This window comes from Nocardiopsis sediminis (genome assembly GCF_042650565.1).
Lineage (GTDB): Bacteria > Actinomycetota > Actinomycetes > Streptosporangiales > Streptosporangiaceae > Nocardiopsis_B > Nocardiopsis_B sediminis.
On record NZ_JBHSBH010000015.1, the window covers coordinates 220,107 to 235,301 of the forward strand.

At 73.0% G+C, this 15,195-nt stretch carries 14 protein-coding genes; 4 read left to right on the top strand and 10 right to left on the bottom strand.

The features are described 5' to 3' along the window. Window positions 1-66 precede the first annotated feature (66 nt). A complete protein-coding gene (locus ACFOVU_RS23545; protein WP_378537067.1) occupies window positions 67-1,482 on the top strand; it encodes a TrkH family potassium uptake protein in 1,416 nt (471 codons plus the stop codon). Here the strand turns inward: ACFOVU_RS23545 and ilvA are convergent. Beyond that, on the bottom strand, window positions 1,479-2,777 hold the full coding sequence (gene ilvA / locus ACFOVU_RS23550) for a threonine ammonia-lyase IlvA (protein ID WP_378537069.1): 1,299 nt from the start codon (window positions 2,775-2,777) through the stop codon (window positions 1,479-1,481). The two genes, ACFOVU_RS23545 and ilvA, sit on opposite strands and share 4 nt — an antisense overlap. A gap of 77 nt (window positions 2,778-2,854) precedes the next feature. Here ilvA and ACFOVU_RS23555 point away from each other — a divergent pair, with 77 nt between their 5' ends. Further along, window positions 2,855-3,664, top strand: a complete 810-nt coding sequence (locus tag ACFOVU_RS23555; protein ID WP_378537071.1) for an IclR family transcriptional regulator — start codon at window positions 2,855-2,857, stop codon at window positions 3,662-3,664. A gap of 86 nt (window positions 3,665-3,750) precedes the next feature. Here ACFOVU_RS23555 and ACFOVU_RS23560 read toward each other — a convergent pair whose 3' ends face one another. The 3 genes from ACFOVU_RS23560 to ACFOVU_RS23570 are packed head-to-tail and all read right to left on the bottom strand — an operon-like array spanning window position 3,751 to window position 7,430. Next, window positions 3,751-4,713 (bottom strand): hydroxymethylglutaryl-CoA lyase, encoded by a 963-nt coding sequence (locus ACFOVU_RS23560; RefSeq protein WP_378537073.1) that lies wholly within the window; start codon window positions 4,711-4,713, stop codon window positions 3,751-3,753. Further along, on the bottom strand, window positions 4,710-5,939 hold the full coding sequence (locus ACFOVU_RS23565) for a CaiB/BaiF CoA transferase family protein (RefSeq protein ID WP_378537075.1): 1,230 nt from the start codon (window positions 5,937-5,939) through the stop codon (window positions 4,710-4,712). Before ACFOVU_RS23565 ends, ACFOVU_RS23560 begins: the two co-directional genes overlap by 4 nt. A gap of 27 nt (window positions 5,940-5,966) precedes the next feature. Further along, window positions 5,967-7,430 carry a GntP family permease gene (locus ACFOVU_RS23570; RefSeq protein WP_378537077.1) on the bottom strand — a complete coding sequence of 488 codons (1,464 nt, stop codon included), beginning with the start codon at window positions 7,428-7,430 and terminating at the stop codon, window positions 5,967-5,969. Between the two features lie 258 nt (window positions 7,431-7,688). Here ACFOVU_RS23570 and ctaD point away from each other — a divergent pair, with 258 nt between their 5' ends. Continuing rightward, window positions 7,689-9,377: an aa3-type cytochrome oxidase subunit I gene (ctaD, locus tag ACFOVU_RS23575; RefSeq protein WP_378537079.1), complete on the top strand. Its 1,689-nt coding sequence runs from the start codon at window positions 7,689-7,691 to the stop codon at window positions 9,375-9,377. Here the strand turns inward: ctaD and ACFOVU_RS23580 are convergent, their stop codons facing one another. After that, window positions 9,378-10,961, bottom strand: coding sequence for an ABC transporter permease (locus ACFOVU_RS23580; RefSeq protein WP_378537081.1), 1,584 nt, complete (start codon window positions 10,959-10,961; stop codon window positions 9,378-9,380). Beyond that, complete coding sequence (locus ACFOVU_RS23585) at window positions 10,958-11,857, bottom strand: ABC transporter ATP-binding protein (RefSeq protein ID WP_378537083.1); 900 nt, start codon at window positions 11,855-11,857, stop codon at window positions 10,958-10,960. The genes ACFOVU_RS23580 and ACFOVU_RS23585 overlap by 4 nt, the downstream gene beginning before the upstream one ends. A 94-nt stretch (window positions 11,858-11,951) precedes the next feature. On the opposite strand from ACFOVU_RS23585, the gene ACFOVU_RS23590 reads away from it, so the two are divergent. After that, a complete protein-coding gene (locus ACFOVU_RS23590; RefSeq protein ID WP_378537084.1) occupies window positions 11,952-12,437 on the top strand; it encodes a GbsR/MarR family transcriptional regulator in 486 nt (161 codons plus the stop codon). Window positions 12,438-12,470: 33 nt separating this feature from the next. Here ACFOVU_RS23590 and ACFOVU_RS23595 read toward each other — a convergent pair whose 3' ends face one another. The 4 genes from ACFOVU_RS23595 to ACFOVU_RS23610 form a co-directional block, all read right to left on the bottom strand. Then, a complete protein-coding gene (locus ACFOVU_RS23595; protein ID WP_378537086.1) occupies window positions 12,471-12,830 on the bottom strand; it encodes a hypothetical protein in 360 nt (119 codons plus the stop codon). A gap of 117 nt (window positions 12,831-12,947) precedes the next feature. Then, entirely contained in the window at window positions 12,948-13,535 is a 588-nt protein-coding gene (locus tag ACFOVU_RS23600; protein WP_378537088.1) for a hypothetical protein, read from the bottom strand. A 44-nt stretch (window positions 13,536-13,579) separates the two neighbouring features. Then, window positions 13,580-14,350 carry an SDR family NAD(P)-dependent oxidoreductase gene (locus tag ACFOVU_RS23605; RefSeq protein WP_378537090.1) on the bottom strand — a complete coding sequence of 257 codons (771 nt, stop codon included), beginning with the start codon at window positions 14,348-14,350 and terminating at the stop codon, window positions 13,580-13,582. 14 nt (window positions 14,351-14,364) lie between these two features. Beyond that, window positions 14,365-15,165, bottom strand: a complete 801-nt coding sequence (locus ACFOVU_RS23610; protein ID WP_378537092.1) for an SDR family NAD(P)-dependent oxidoreductase — start codon at window positions 15,163-15,165, stop codon at window positions 14,365-14,367. Window positions 15,166-15,195 lie beyond the last annotated feature (30 nt).

The window sequence follows — 15,195 nt, forward strand, 5'->3', positions numbered from 1 at the left end:
CCCAGCGGGGTCGGAGAGTCCTAGTGTGACCTGGGACGATGATCGCTACCTCTGGGACGGGGGCCGATGGGCACGGCAGGATGGGGCGGACCCGATGAGGAGCGCGGGGCCACCGGCCGGCGGAGGCGCTTCCCGGCCCCCCGGTCGGTGTTCTACCGGTGGGCGCGGCCGCCGCAGCTCACGGTCGCGGCGTTCGCCCTGGTCGTGGCGGCCGGAACGGTCGCGCTGATCCTGCCGGGCGCGTCGGTGGCGCGGGTGGAGACCGCGCCCATCGAGGCGCTGTTCACCGCGGTCTCGGCGGTCTGCGTGACCGGGCTCATCGTCGTCGACACGCCCACCCACTGGTCCCTGTGGGGGCAATGGGTCATCCTCATCCTGATCCAGGTCGGCGGGGTCGGCATCATGACGCTGGCCTCGGTGCTCATCCTGACCGTGCGACGCAGCCTCAACCTGCGGCTCCAGGTCACCACCGGCGGCGAGACCAAGGCGCTCGCCCTTGGCGACGTGCGCCGGCTCGCCCTGGGGATCATCGGGTTCAGCCTGCTGTTCGAATCGGCGACGGCGATCGTGCTGACACTGCGCTTCTGGGCCGGCTACGGCTACCCGGTGGGGCGCGCGGTCTACCACGGCGTCTTCCACGCGGTCTCGGCGTTCAACAACGCCGGCTTCGCCCTCTACTCCGACTCGCTCATGGGCTTCGCCACCGACCCGTGGATCGCCCTCCCCATCGCGTTCGCCGTGACCGCCGGCGGGCTCGGGTTCCCCGTCTGGGTCGAGATCTGGCGGCATCGCCGGCCCCAGCACCGGCGCTGGTCCCTGCACACCCGCATCACAGTATGGACGACGGCCGTGCTCCTCGTGGCCGGCACGGTCCTGGTCTCCGCACTGGAGTGGAACAACCCCGACACCCTGGGGCCCATGAGCGACGGCGACAAGCTCCTCGTCGGGTTCTTCCACTCGGTCATGCCGCGCACCGCGGGCTTCAACAGCCTCGACGTCGCGGCGTTCAACACCCAGACCCTGTTCGTCAACGACATGCTGATGTTCATCGGCGGCGGCAGCGCCGGCACCGCGGGCGGCATCAAGGTCACGACGTTCGCCCTGCTGGCGTTCGTGATCCTCGCCAACATCCGCGGCGAGATGTCGGTGCACGTCGGCGGCCGCAAGATCGGGGTGCGGGTGCAGCAGCAGGCGGTGACCGTTGCGCTGCTCGCGCTCGGCCTGGTCGTGCTCTCGACGCTCTACCTGATCACCATCACCCCGTTCACCCTCGACCAGGTGCTGTTCGAGGTGATCTCCGCCTTCGCCACGGTCGGGATGTCCACGGGGATCACCGCGGACATCCCGGCCGCCGGCCAGATCGTGCTGATCCTGCTCATGTTCATCGGCCGGGTCGGCCCCATCACCCTGGCCACCGCGCTGGCGCTGCGCAGCCGGGTCCGCCAGTACGACTACCCGGAGGAGCACGCCATCGTCGGCTAGAGTGCCTGGCCGGCCCCCAGGAAGGTGAACAGCGGGCTGTCCGGGGAGATGCGCTCCACCCGGTGCGGGGCGGCGTCCATGCGCTTGAGCATGGGCTGGAGGTTCTCGGGTGCGCCGAGCTCCACCCCCACCAGGGCGGGGCCCCTCTCACGGTTGTTGCGCTTGACGTACTCGAACAGGGTGATGTCGTCGTCGGGGCCCAGGATGTCGTCGAGGAACCGGCGCAGCGCGCCCGGCTCCTGGGGGAAGTCGACGAGGAAGTAGTGCTTGCGGCCCTCGTGGATGAGCGCGCGCTCCACGATCTCGGCGTACCGGCTGACGTCGTTGTTGCCGCCCGAGAGGATGCACACGACCGTCGCGCCCGCGGGCAGCCCCAGGTCGGGGCCGAGCGCCGCGGCCGCCAGTGCGCCGGCGGGCTCGCTGATGATGCCGTCGGACTGGTACAGGTCGAGCATCTCGACGCAGATGCGGCCCTCGGCCACCGCGACCATGGCCGGGTGCTCCCCCGCCGCGGCGATGGCGTGGGTGTGGCCGCCGACCTTGCGCACGGCGGCGCCGTCGACGAAGGGGTCGATGTGCTCCAGCTCCACGGGGTGCCCGGCGGCAAGGGCGGCGGCCATGCTGGCCGCGCCCAGCGGCTCCGCCCCGATGACCCGCACCCCCGGGTGGGTCTCGCGCAGCCAGGTGAGGGTGCCGGCGAGCAGCCCGCCGCCGCCCACCGGGACCACCACGGCGTCGGGGGCGCGCCCCAGCTGCTCGATGACCTCCTTGACGACGGTGCCCTGCCCGGCGATGGTGCGCGGGTCGTCGAAGGCCGGGAGCAGCGTCATGCCGAGGGCTTCGGCGTCGTCGCGCGCGGCGGCCGCGGCGTCGTCGTAGGTCTCGCCGGTCACGACGGTCTGCACGCTGGCCCCGCCGAGCCGGGCCACGCGGTCGCGCTTCTGCCGCGGCGTGGTCCGGGGCAGGTACACGCGCGCCTGGATGCCCAGCGAGGCGCAGGCGAAGGCCACGCCCTGGCCGTGGTTGCCCGCGCTCGCGCAGACCACGCCCCGCTCCCGCTCATCGCGGCCGAGCGACTGCACGAAGTTCAGCGCGCCGCGCCCCTTGTAAGAGCGGACGGTGTTGAGGTCCTCGCGCTTGACCCGCACGTCGAGGTCGTGGCGCACCGACAGCCGCTCGTTGCGCTGCAACGGGGTGGGCGGGATCACGCCGGTGAACCGGGCCGCGGCCATGGCCACGTCGGCCGCCGTCACCGTCGGGGGTGTCGCACCTGTGTCCGGGGCGTTCTCAGTCAACGCCGTCCTCTTTCCGTAGGGTCGGGAGCGCCTTCGCCGCGGGCGATCGGCCGCGCTCCTGTCGTATCTTCAACCGTATGAGCAACCGCGACGCGAGCGGGCGCGGTCCCGCCAAGGAGAAGGGCGCTTCCGGGCAGGCACCCCTGCTCGTGCTCGGGAAGATCACCGAGATCCTCAACGCCTTCACCCTGCACCGCCCGTCGCTGACGCTGCGCGAGATCCAGCAGGAGACCGGGCTGCCCACCTCGACGGTGCAGCGGCTGGTGACCAACCTGGTGGCCCACGGGTTCCTGGACCGCGCCGACGACCGGATCCGGATCGGTGCGCGCATGGCGTACTGGGCGGCGGCCGGGACCAAGGACCTCGATGTGCTGGCCGTGGTCAACCCCGTTCTGAAGGACCTGCGCGATCTGACCGGCGAGACCGCGTGCTTCTTCCGCGCCGAGGAGGAGTACCGGGTGTGCATCGCGGTCGCGGAGACCCGCCACGCGCTGCGGCGGGAGATGGCGGTGGGCAGGATCGCGCCGGTGACCGTCGGATCGTCGGGCCGGGTGATCCTGGCGTGGAACCCCGGCCTGGCCGATCAGGCACTCGGCCACGAGCTGCCGCAGCTGACCGAGAGCACCGTGACCGACCGGGATGAATTGCGCGAGCTGATCAAGCAGACGCTGGTCGAAGGATACGCCATCACCGTCGGCGAGCGCGTCGACGGCGCCTCCGGGCTGTCGGCGCCCGTGTTCGACTCCGCGGCCGACCTCGTCGGCGCGCTGACCGTCCAGGGGCCCACTCTGCGGATGCCCCGTGAGAAGTGCTTCGAGTGGGTCGACGTGCTGGTGGAGCACGCCGAGCGGATCACCCGGGCGCTGGGCGGCCGCTACCCCGCCTGACCCCCGGCGGGCACCCGTCGGCCGCCCGGCGCACGGGTCCACCGGGCGCCGGGCGGGCGGCACCCGGCCCGAGGCCGGGCGGGGCCTCACCCCTCGGCCCCCGGGGCGCCGGACGCCAGCGCCCACGGGAACGCGGTGGCGCTGGAGTGGGCGCCCTGCACCGCGCGCGAGCGGTTGGGCTCGCCGAGGTCGGCGAGGAGGCCGTCGGTCAGCCGGACGATCGCGGCGAAGGCGTCGGGCGTGAGCCAGCCGGGCCGCAGCGCGAACAGCAGGTCCTCGGTGGCGGCGTTGCCGCTGGCGCCGGGCGCGAACGGGCAGCCGCCGAGCCCGCCCAGCGAGCCGTCGACCTCGGCGGCCCCGGCGGCCACCGCCGCCAGGGAGTTCGCCACGCCCAGGCCCCACGTGTCGTGCCCGTGGTAGACGATGCGCCGGGGCGGCGTGCGCTCGGCGACCTGCGCGATCAGGCTGCTCACCTGCGCGGGGACGGCCTGGCCGAGGGTGTCGCAGACGACGATGTCGGCGGCGCCGCGGGTCCGCTCGTCGGCGGCGATGGCCAGGACGCGCTCCTCGGGGACCGCGCCCTCGAAGGGGCAGGTGAAGGAGGTCGCGATGCACAGCTGGATGCGGCCCTGGACCGAGCGGGCGTGCTCGACGGCGGCGGGCATGGCGTCGAGGCTGGCCTCGGTGGGGCGCCCGATGTTGGCCCGGTTGTGGGCGTCGGACGCCGACAGGCAGTACTGGAAGTTGACCGCACCGGCCTGGGCGGCCTTCTCGACGTGGCGGGGGGTGGCCACCCAGACCCAGCAGCGGGCCAGCTCATCGGGGTCCAGCCGCTCGATCACCTCCAGCGTGTTCGCCATGGAGGGGACGAGGTCGGGCCGCGCCAGCGAGCCGATCTCGATCGCGGGGACGCCCAGCTCCAGCAGCTCGCGCACCACCGCGACCTTGCGGTCGGTCGCCAGCGGCTTGCCGGTGAGCTGGAGCCCGTCGCGCAGGGTGACGTCGCGCAGGGTCGCCTGCGGGGTGAACGCCGTGGGGGTGGTGGTCATGCGCGCGCCTCCGTGTGCCCGGTGATCTCGTCGATCTCCGCGTCGCTCCGGCCCAGGACGGTGGCCAGGACGTCGCGTGTGTGCTCCCCGAGGTCGGGGCCCAGCGAGCGGATCGGCAGCGAGGCCGGGCCCATCAGCGGCACGATGCCGGGGAAGCCCACCTCGGCCGGTTCGCCCGTGCCGGTGTCGACCGGCAGGTGCTGGATCATGTTCCGCGCGCGGTACTGGTCGTCGGCGGCGATGTCGGCGGCGGTGTAGATCGGCCCCGCCGGGACGCCCGCCTCCTCCAGCCGTGCCAGGACCTCGTCGCGGGTGAGGGTGGCGGTCCAGTCGCCGATGGCCCGGTCGAGTTCGTCGCGCCGCTCCCAGCGCTGGGCGTTGGAGCCCAGGCCGGGGTCGGCGGCGAGGTCGGGCCGGCCGATGGCGGCCATGTAGCGCTGGAAGATCGAGTCGCCGTTGCCCGCGATGACGACGCTGGCGCCGTCGCCGCACTCGTAGGCGTTGGAGGGGGCGATGCCCTCCATCCGGCCGCCGACACGCCGCCGGTCGACGCCGTAGGCCAGGTGGTCGGGCACCAGCGACTCCATCATGGAGAAGACCGCCTCGTGCAGCGCGACGTCGACCACGCGCTCGGCCGAGGGCTTCTTCAACGCCCGCTCGAACAGGGCGACCATGACCCCGAACGCCGCGTACAGGCCGGCGATGGAGTCGCCGATGGACACGCCCACGCGCGACGGCGGCCGGTCTTCCTCGCCGACCAGATGGCGCAGGCCGCCCATGGCCTCGGCGACGGCCGCGAACCCGGGCCGGCCGGCGAGCGGGCCCGTCTGCCCGAACGCGGAGATGCGGGCGAGCACGATGCCGGGGCTGGCCTCTTCCAGCACGTCGGGGCCCAGCCCCCACTTCTCCAGCGTGCCGGGGCGGAAGTTCTCGATGACGACGTCGCAGTGGCGGGCCAGGTCGAGCACGGTGGAGCGGCCCAGGGGGGTCTTCAGGTCCAGCACGATCGACTTCTTGTTGCGGTTCACGGTGCGGAAGAGCATCGACACGTCGCCGGCGTAGAGGCGCCAGTTCCGCAGTTCGTCGCCCCGCCCGGGCCGCTCCACCTTGATCACCTCCGCGCCGAAGTCGGCGAGCAGCCGCCCGGCCGTCGGCCCGGCGATGTAGTTGCCGAGTTCGAGCACCCGGACGCCCTCCAGCGGCAGGCGTGTCGGCTCGTTGCGCATGCGTTCTCGTTCTCCTTGCTTCTGCGGTCAGAGGAAGAGGCTCAGGGCGAGGATGGGCCCCATGGCGACGACCGAGGCGAGGGACACCCCCACCGAGCAGGTCTTGAGGGTGCCGCGCGTGGTCTGGCCCATCAGGGACTGGAGCAGCCAGAAGGTGTTGCTCGTCAGGTGCACCATGAACAGCGATCCGGCACCGGCGGCCAGGGCGATGAGCACGGGTTCCAGGCCGAGCGAGGACGCCACCGGCGCGAGCAGGCCGGCCGCGGTGATCGCGGAGATCGTCACGGAGCCGACGGCGATGTGCAGCACCGCGGCGATCGCCCACACCACCAGGAGGGGCGCCCAGGAGCCGGCGGACAGGTACTGGCCGAGGATGTCGCCGAGCCCGATGGCGTCGATGGTCGCGGCGAGGGAGCCGCCGACACCGCTGAGCAGCAGGATCTGGCCGCTCTGCCGGAGCCCGCTCTCCAGGGCCTCCTCGACCTTGGGCTGGCCCATGAACCGGCGGCCGATGAGGCAGGTGCCGACCAGGCCGATGAGCAGCGCGACCATGGGGGTCGACAGGAACGCCACGACCGGGTTGCTCCACTCCAGCGTCTCGGTGACGGCGCCCGAGGCGACCAGCACCAGGGCGGCGATGAGCGGGGTGAACAGCAGAAGCAGCGGGGGCTGAGGACGGTCCGCGGCCTCGGCGGGCCGCCCGGCCGCGCCGTCCGTGTCGGCCGAGTCAGCCGTGTCGGCCGCGGAGCCGGCCGTGCCGGTGCCGGCGTGCCCGGAGCCGCCCGCCGCGGAGGTGGTGGAGGTGGTGACCGGCTCGGCCTCGGCGGTGGCGGTGACCCCGGCGGGCTCCTGCTCGTCCAGCTCCGGCTTCCACCAGCCGCGGGTCAGCACGGCGCTCATGATCGAGATCGAGATGGCCACGGTCGGGATCACGACGATGAGCCCGTAGACCAGGTAGGTGCCCAGCGAGACGCCCAGCAGCCCGGCCAGCGCGAGCGCGGCGACGCCGGGGACGGTGAAGACGATGCCGCATTCGAGGCCGATCGCCAGGGCGGTGGCCATGCGCGCGGTGCCGTAGCGGCCGAGCCGGGGGGCGACCGCCCGGGCGAGGGGGGCCGAGATCACCAGCAGCACGTCGAGGAAGATCGACTGGAGGAAGGTCGCGATCGTCAGGGCCATGGCGTGCGGGAGCCGCTGCGCACCCAGGGTGCGCAGCAGGCCGTCGACCAGGCGCCGGATCGCGCCCATGTCGCTGAGCAGGGAGCCCATCAGCACGCCGAAGGCGATGAGCAGGCCGATCTCGGCGAGGACGTCGCCGAACCCGGTGGCCGCGGTCTCGATGGTGCCCTCGACGCCGAGGCCGGCCGCGAGGCCGAGGTAACACGAGCCCAGAACCAGCGCGATGAGCGGGTTGAGCTTGAACCGGACGATGAGCAACACGATGGCGAGGATCGCCACGGCCGTGTTGACCAGGATCGCAGTGTCTGACATGGGGGTGGTCCTGTTCGCTGATGATCACATGGGGTCGTGCCGTGAATCACACCTCTTCCGGCAGATGGCCTAGATTATGAACACATGTCCACGATGTGAGTCAATGGTTGATTGTGAGCCACGACACGAACGCGCTCCGCAACGGGGCCGACGAGGCCGTCGCGTGGGCGTGTCGCCGCAGGTCAAAGGGGTGAAGGGGTCATGCTCGGGAGGTGCACGCCTCCCCCCGGCCGCCGGACGAGCGACAGGAGCCCCGACATGGCCGTCACCCGCCCCACACCCGGCCGCGAGGACCCGGCGGCGGAGCCGGGCCCCCGGCGCGGGCCGCGGCACAAGGGGACGGTCCTGGTCTCGTGGCTCAGCTCCACCGACCACAAGGTGATCGGCTACCTGTACCTGATCACGTCGTTCGGGTTCTTCCTGCTGGCCGGCGTGATGGCCATGCTGGTCCGCGCCGAGCTGCTGCTGCCCGGGATGCAGGTGGTGACCCCCGAGCAGTACAACCAGCTGTTCACGATGCACGGCACGATCATGATGCTGCTGTTCGCCACGCCCCTGTTCATCGGGTTCGCCAACGTCATCGTCCCGTTGCAGATCGGCGCGCCCGACGTGGCCTTCCCCCGGCTCAACATGCTCGGCTACTGGCTGTTCCTGTTCGGCGGCCTGATCACGGTGGGCGGCTTCCTCTCCCCCGGCGGCGCCGCCAGTTTCGGGTGGTTCGCCTACAGCCCGCTGTCGGACGCGGTGCGCACCCCGGGTCTCGGCGGCGACCTGTGGCTGCTCGGCCTCATGGTGTCGGGCCTGGGGACCATCCTGGCCTCGGTCAACTTCATGACCACGATCTTCTGCCTGCGCGCACCCGGCATGACCCCGTTCCGCATGCCGATCTTCACCTGGAACATCCTGTTCACCGGGCTCATGGTGCTGCTGGCCTTCCCGGTCCTCACCGCGGCCCTGGCCGCCCTGGGGGCCGACCGCATCCTGGGCGCGCACGTCTACGACGCCCCCACCGGCGGGGCGATCCTCTGGCAGCACCTTTTCTGGTTCTTCGGCCATCCCGAGGTCTACATCGTGGCGCTGCCGTTCTTCGGGATCATCACCGAGGTCATCCCGGTGTTCTCCCGCAAAGGGCTCTTCGGCTACAAGGGAATGGTCGGCGCGACGATCGCGATCACCGCGCTGTCGATGACGGTGTGGGCGCACCACATGTTCGCCACCGGCGCGGTCCTGCTGCCGTTCTTCTCCTTCCTGTCCTTTCTGATCGCCGTGCCCACGGGCATCAAGTTCTTCAACTGGATCGGCACGATGTGGCGGGGCCAGCTCACCTTCCCGCCGCCCATGCTCTTCGCGGTCGGGTTCCTGGTGACGTTCCTGTTCGGCGGCCTGACCGGCGTGGTCCTGGCGTCACCGCCGATCGACTTCCACGTCACCGACTCCTATTTCGTGGTGGGCCACTTCCACTACGTCCTTTTCGGCACGGTGGTGTTCGCCATGTTCGCCGGGTTCTACTTCTGGTGGCCCAAGTTCACCGGCCGGATGCTCCACGAGGGCCTCGGGAAGTTCCATTTCTGGACGCTGTTCGTGAGCTTCCACATGACGTTCGGCGTCCAGCACTGGCTGGGCGCCGAGGGGATGCCGCGGCGCTACGCCGACTACCTGCCCTCCGACGGCTTCACCGCGCTCAACGCCGTGTCGAGCATCGGCTCGTTCGTGCTGGGCGCGTCGACCCTGTTCTTCCTCGCCAACATCTGGCGCACATCGATCAAGGGCGACCCGGCCGCCGCCGACGACCCCTGGGGCTACGGCAACTCCCTGGAATGGGCGACGTCGTGCCCGCCGCCCCGCCACAACTTCCTCCAGCTCCCCCGCATCCGCTCCGACCGGCCCGCCTTCGACCTCCACCACCCCACCGCCACCCGGACCCGTGTACATGGACGGTCCGACTGATCAGGCGAGGTCACGGCGGCGCAGTCCCGCCAGGCCCGACGCGGTGAGCACCGCGGCGACCGCGCTCAGGGCGACCGGCGGTGCCGCCGCCGGGGCCGCCACCGGCACCGCCGGTGTCCAGGCGAACGGGGACACGATGAGGACCGCGTGCGGAGCGCCCACCAGCTCCACCGCGAACTCCAGGGCGAACAGCAGGCCCAGCGCCGTGTAGGAGCCCAGGGCGGCCGCCCGCGGCGCCAGCCCGTAGAGCGCGGCGGCCAGGGCCGCCAGGACCCACACCGACGGCACCCGGACCAGCGACCCCAGCAGCAGCGTCGGCAGCTCGCCCCCGATGTCGCCGCTCGCCGCCCCGTAGGCCAGGCCGGCCCCGAGACCGGCACCGGCGAGGACGGCGGCGGAGCCCAGCGCGGCGATGAGCAGGTGGCCGCCGGCCCAGCGGAGCCGGCCGACCGGCCCGGTGAGAATCGGGTCGGCACGGCCCTCGGTCTCCTCCGAGCGCAGCCGCAGCACCGCCTGGATCGCATAGACGCACACGACCTGGCTGATGATGTAGATGATGATCGCGAAGTAGCCGTCGACCGGCCGCCCCCCGCCGTCGACCAGCGCGCCGAGCGCCGGGCTCGCGGCCACCAGATCGGCGGCGCTCCGGGCGACCGCGCCCAGGCCGGCGCCGAAGAGGGTGAACGCGACCAGCCAGCCCAGCAGTGCCCCCCGGTGCAGCCGCCAGGCCAGGGCGATCGGGGTGCGCAGCCGCGGCGCGGCCCCAGCGGGCCCCGGCCGTGACGGGAGCAGGCCCGAGCCGAGGTCGCGCCGGGCCGAGAGCAGGTAGGCGGCCCCTGCTATCGGGACGCACATCGCGGCGGTGAAGGCGACCGGCCACAGGTGATCGCCGGCGAAGGGCCGGACCTGCTGGGTCCACCCGAACGGGGTGAGCCAGGCGAGCCAGGTGACGCCGCTGATGTCGGCGGCGGCCCGCAGCGCATAGAAGGCGCCCATGGCGCCGGCGGCCAGGCCGGTCGCGCCCCGCGAGGACTCCGAGAGCTGCGCCGCCACCGCGGCGACGGCGGCGAAGGCCCAGCCCACGGCCGCAACGGACAGGCCCATGGCGATCGACCCTCCGGGCGCACGCCCGAGCGCCATGAGCCCGGCGGCGATGGCGGCGCCGCACGCCAGGCCGGCCCCGGCGACGACGGCCAGCGCCGCGGTCAGCGGTGCGTGCCGGCCCAGCACGGTCGCGCCGAGCAGCTCCCGGCGGCCCGCCTCCTCGTCGGCGCGGGTATGGCGGATCACGGCGAGGATCCCGGCGAGCGCGACGAGGAGCGCGGCCTGCCCGCGGACGCGCCACGCGGCGACGGCGCCCTCGCTGTCGCCGTAGACGGGGCCGATCGCCAGGATCTGGGTGGGGTCGGTGTTGGTGTGGCGGACGAACGCCTCGCGGGCGGCCTCGCCGGGCAGGGTCGCCGGCATCGCCGCGGCGACACCGATGACGAGCAGCGCCGCGATACCGAACCACCCCGCGAGCCGGATGCGGTCGCGGCGCAGGATCAACCGGATGAGGGCCGGGGTGCCCGTCAGGGCGTTCACCGCCCCGCCTCGTTCCGGCCGGCGTAGTGCCGCATGAACAGCTCCTCCAGGGTCGGTGGGCTGCTGGTCAGGGCGCGCACCCCGGTCGCGGCCAGGCTGCTCAGGACGCGGTCGAGGGCGTCGGGGGACACGTCGCAGCTCAGGCGGGAGCCGTCGACGCGGACGTCGTGCACGCCGGCCATGCCGGAGAGGTCGGGGGCGGGGCCCGCGAGGTCGGCGGAGATGGACGTGCGGGTGAGGTGGCGCAGGTCGGCGAGGGTGCCGGCTTCGACGATCCGGCCGTCGCGGATGATGCTCACGCGGTCGCAGAGGGCCTCGACCTCGGAGAGGATGTGGCTGGAGAGCAGGACCGTGCGCCCTTTGGCGCGCTCCGCCGCGACGCTCTCGCTGAACACGGCCTCCATGAGCGGGTCCAGGCCCGAGGTGGGCTCATCGAGGATCAGCAGCTCGGTGTCGGAGGCCAGCGCGGCGACCAGGGCGACCTTCTGCCGGTTGCCCTTGGAGTAGGCCCGCCCCTTCTTGCGCGGGTCGAGCCGGAACCGGTCGAGGAGTTCGACCCTGCGGCGGGGGTCCAGCCCGCCGCGCAGCCGGCCGAGCAGGTCGATCACCTCGCCGCCGGTCAGGTTGGGCCACAGGGTCACGTCGCCGGGGACGTAGGCCAGGCGCCGGTGGAGGTCGGTGGCGTCGGCCCACGGGTCGCCGCCGAGCAGGCGCACCGAACCGGAATCGGCGCGCAGCAGGCCGAGCAGGACCCTGATGGTCGTGGACTTGCCCGCCCCATTGGGTCCGAGGAACCCGTGGATTTCGCCGGTGCGCACGGTCAGGTCGAGGCCGTCCAGCGCCCGGTGCCGGCCGAAGGTCTTGACCAGGCCGGACACGGAAATCGCATTCGTCATGCCCGTCACGATACAATAAGTTCATGAAATTCGTGAAATATGAGAATCCTCCGAAGCTGGGACCATGGTGCGCGGATGGAGAGGAGCGGTCCACATGACCCACGCGCCCGGGCCCTCGGGACAGCACGATGAGGAGGTGCTGCGCTACCTGGAGCGCTTCGCCATGGTGATGGCCGACTCCGGCTACCCGCGGATGGCGGCCCGCGTCTTCGCGGCGATCCTCGTCTCCGATGAGGGCCGCAGGACCGCGGCGGAACTGGCCGACCTGCTCGGCGTCGGCGCGCCCGCCATCTCCGGGGGTGTGAAGTACCTGATGAACGTGGGCATGGTGGTCCGGGAGCGGCTGCCGGGCGAGCGGCGCGACTCCTACCGGGTCCGCGACGGCGCCTGGTATTCGACCATCAGCGAGACCGACGTCTTCCGGCAGTGGGAGGAGGTCAGCCACGACGGCGTCGAGATCCTCGGCCCCGGAAGCCCCGCCGGATCCCGGCTCCACGAGACCGAGCGCTTCTTCGCGTTCCTGCGCAAGGAGATCCCGGCGCTGATGGCCAAGTGGGACGAGCAGCGCCGCACCGTGTGACCTCTCCCGGCCCCGGCGAGGCCGTGAGAGGGCTCAGCCCTGCCAGACGAACTCGAAGGTGGCGGCCTCGCCGGTGTGTTCGACGTAGGTGACGGTGTAGCCGCCCACCTGGGTGGTATCGCCCGGGAGGAGGGTCGCGTCCTCGCTGTCGTGGCCGGCCCGCTCGCGAACGGTCACCCGGACGTCGGCCTCCTCATCGTCCTCGGCCAGCCGGACGCGGTACTCGATCGTCGTCCTGCCCTGCTCCCACAGCTCGCCCTCTCCCCCGGTCCCGCTGACGGTTACCGCACAGTCCCGGTTCTCGCAGGAGGTACTCGCGGTCCCCGCCCCGCTGCTCGAATTCACCTCACACGAGGCCGACGACGCCAGCACCAGCAGTGCGTTCGTGCCCATCACAGCCAGGCTCCGGGGGATCATCATGGGGGTCCGCGCTCCTTCCGCGCCGCCGGGTCGGATACCGGCGCTGGCGGCCGACACGTCGCCGGCCACCAGGTAAGACGCCGGAGAAGCCTATTCGGCTCCGTGTGATCCGGGCCGCCCCGGGGTTGCGGCGGCGAGCGCGGCGAGACCGGCGGCCAGCGCCGGGGCTCCGGAACGGGTGTGCAGGGCCGGGGCGGTGACCGCGGGCCCGTCGGTGCGCACCTCGACCCGATGCCCGTCCAGGCGCACGGCCGTCGCGGGCGGCAGGTACACCGTGAGGCCGGGCGGGACGAGCCCCGATGCGCGCATAGCGGCGCCCCAGACGGCGACGGTCTCCGCCGGGATGTCCGCAGGCAGGCGCGCCCGCGTCTCCGGGCCGGCGTCCGGCGTCGCCGCGGGATCGGGCGCGCCGTCGCGGCCTGGCACGAGCGGCCCGTACTTGCGGGTGAGGTGCGTGATCGCCGCCTCCAGGGACGGTGAGAACGACCAGCCGCCCTCGTCCCAGAGCCGCCATCCGCCGCCGTGCCAGGGCATCGCCCGCGCCCGCCGGGCCCGCTCCGCGGGCGCGAGGGCCAGCAGCGCGGCCAGCGCCGCGCCGCGCCGGGCGGCCCCGCCGCCGGTCAGCGGCGCGACGCGCTCGGTCCAGCCGGCGATGGGCCCGCCACAGGCTCCGCACATCGTGTTCCCTCCCGTCCTGTGTGATTGCGGGCGCGGCCGCAGCCTCACGAATGCATGACGTCGCCGCTGTTGGGCCCCAGGGTCTGGCCGATGTAGAGGTTGCCGCCCGGGTCGCTGGCCAGTAGGACCGCTGTAGGGGCGACCTCCTCCGCGCGGCCGAAACGGCCCAGCGGCAGCTCGGCGCCCTTGGCCGCCTTCCACTCCGGGGAGAGCCCGTCGATCAGCGGGGTCTCGATCGGCCCGGGGGCGATCGCGTTGACCAGCACCCCGTGCCGCGATACCTCACGCGCCAGGGCCTTGGTGAAGCCGATGGCACCGGCCTTGGCCGCCGAGTAGTGGGTCAGCCCCTCGCCGCCCTTCTGGCCGAGCTGGGAGGCGACGTTGATGACGCGTCCCCCGCCCGCCGCGATCATGTGCGGCACGGTGTAGCGGCAGGTGAGGAAGACGCTGCGCAGGTCGACGTCGAGCATCCGGTCCCAGGTGGCGGGGTCCATCTCCACCAGCGGGACCTCGGTGAGGATGCCCGCGCAGTTCACGAGGGCGTCGATCCGCCCGTGCCGGGCGACGGCGTCGTCCACGGTCGCGCGTACCCGCTCGGCGTCGGTGACGTCGAGGGCGTACTCGCCGGCGGCGCGGCCCGCCGGGAGCGACGCCGCGGTCCGGGCCAGCCGGTCGCCGTCGAGGTCGGTGAGCACCACGTCGGCGCCGGCCTCGGCGTAGGCGCGTGCGATAGCGGCGCCGATCCCGCTGGCCGCGCCCGTGACGAGCGCGACCTTCCCGGCGAGCGCCCCCGCGGGGGTGGTGGTCGTGGTCATGGCGGGCCCCTTTCTCAGTCCGGGAAGCGGACGGTGAGACCGCCGTCGACGGTGATGTGCTGGCCGGTGATGTAGGCGGCGTCGTCGGAGGTGAGGAAGCGGATGACCCGGGCCACCTCGTCGGCGCGGCCGACACGGCCCGCGGGGATCCCGGCGCCCGCCGCGAGCAGCCCTTCGGGGCCGAGCGAGTTCTCGGCGTCGAGCGACTGCGGGGTCTCGATCAGGCCCGGGATGACCGCGTTCACGCGGACGCCGCGCGGGGCCAGCTCCACGCCGAGGGAGCGCACGAGCCCGAGCACGCCGGACTTCGCCGCCGCGTAGTGGGCGTGGTCGGCCCAGCCGTAGACGCCGCCCGCGATCGAGGACACCGCCACCATCGCGCCGCCGGCCCCGATCTCGGCCGCCGCGGAGCGGAAGACCCGCAGGACGCCGGTGAGGTCGACGCTGAGCATGTCGTCCCAGCGCTCGTCGGTCAGCTCGGCCAGGGGCGCCCGGCGCAGGATGCCCGCGTTGGCCACCGCGATGTCCAGGCGGCCGAACTCGCGCACCGCCGCCGCGGCCAGCGCATCGGTGGCCGCCGGGTCGCGGACGTCGACCGGCACGGCGACGGAGCGCCCGCCCGCCGCCTCGACCTGCGCGACGGCCGCGGCCGGGTCGTGCGGGTCGCCCGGGTGGTAGCCGATCACGCTGGCCACGCCCGCGCGGGCGTAGGCGATGGCCAGGGCCAGTCCGATCCCGCTGGCGCCGCCGGTGATGACGGCGGCCCTGCCGGGCAGCCCGTCGTCGCGTGGCAGTGCGGGAGCCGTGTCGCTCATCGGTCCCTCGTCCCTTCTCTCTGTCTCTGT

Bases quoted from the DNA above. Each gene is read 5' to 3' on its own strand.
- ACFOVU_RS23555 (WP_378537071.1), top strand. From the start codon at position 2,855: ATGAGCAACCGCGACGCGAGCGGGCGCGGTCCCGCCAAGGAGAAGGGC.
- ACFOVU_RS23570 (WP_378537077.1), bottom strand. From the start codon at position 7,430: ATGTCAGACACTGCGATCCTGGTCAACACGGCCGTGGCGATCCTCGCC.
- ACFOVU_RS23605 (WP_378537090.1), bottom strand. From the start codon at position 14,350: ATGACCACGACCACCACCCCCGCGGGGGCGCTCGCCGGGAAGGTCGCG.
- ACFOVU_RS23545 (WP_378537067.1), top strand. From the start codon at position 67: ATGGGCACGGCAGGATGGGGCGGACCCGATGAGGAGCGCGGGGCCACC.
- ACFOVU_RS23590 (WP_378537084.1), top strand. From the start codon at position 11,952: ATGACCCACGCGCCCGGGCCCTCGGGACAGCACGATGAGGAGGTGCTG.
- ACFOVU_RS23600 (WP_378537088.1), bottom strand. From the start codon at position 13,535: ATGTGCGGAGCCTGTGGCGGGCCCATCGCCGGCTGGACCGAGCGCGTC.
- ACFOVU_RS23560 (WP_378537073.1), bottom strand. From the start codon at position 4,713: ATGACCACCACCCCCACGGCGTTCACCCCGCAGGCGACCCTGCGCGAC.
- ACFOVU_RS23565 (WP_378537075.1), bottom strand. From the start codon at position 5,939: ATGCGCAACGAGCCGACACGCCTGCCGCTGGAGGGCGTCCGGGTGCTC.
- ACFOVU_RS23595 (WP_378537086.1), bottom strand. From the start codon at position 12,830: ATGGGCACGAACGCACTGCTGGTGCTGGCGTCGTCGGCCTCGTGTGAG.
- ctaD (WP_378537079.1), top strand. From the start codon at position 7,689: ATGGCCGTCACCCGCCCCACACCCGGCCGCGAGGACCCGGCGGCGGAG.
- ACFOVU_RS23610 (WP_378537092.1), bottom strand. From the start codon at position 15,165: ATGAGCGACACGGCTCCCGCACTGCCACGCGACGACGGGCTGCCCGGC.
- ACFOVU_RS23585 (WP_378537083.1), bottom strand. From the start codon at position 11,857: ATGACGAATGCGATTTCCGTGTCCGGCCTGGTCAAGACCTTCGGCCGG.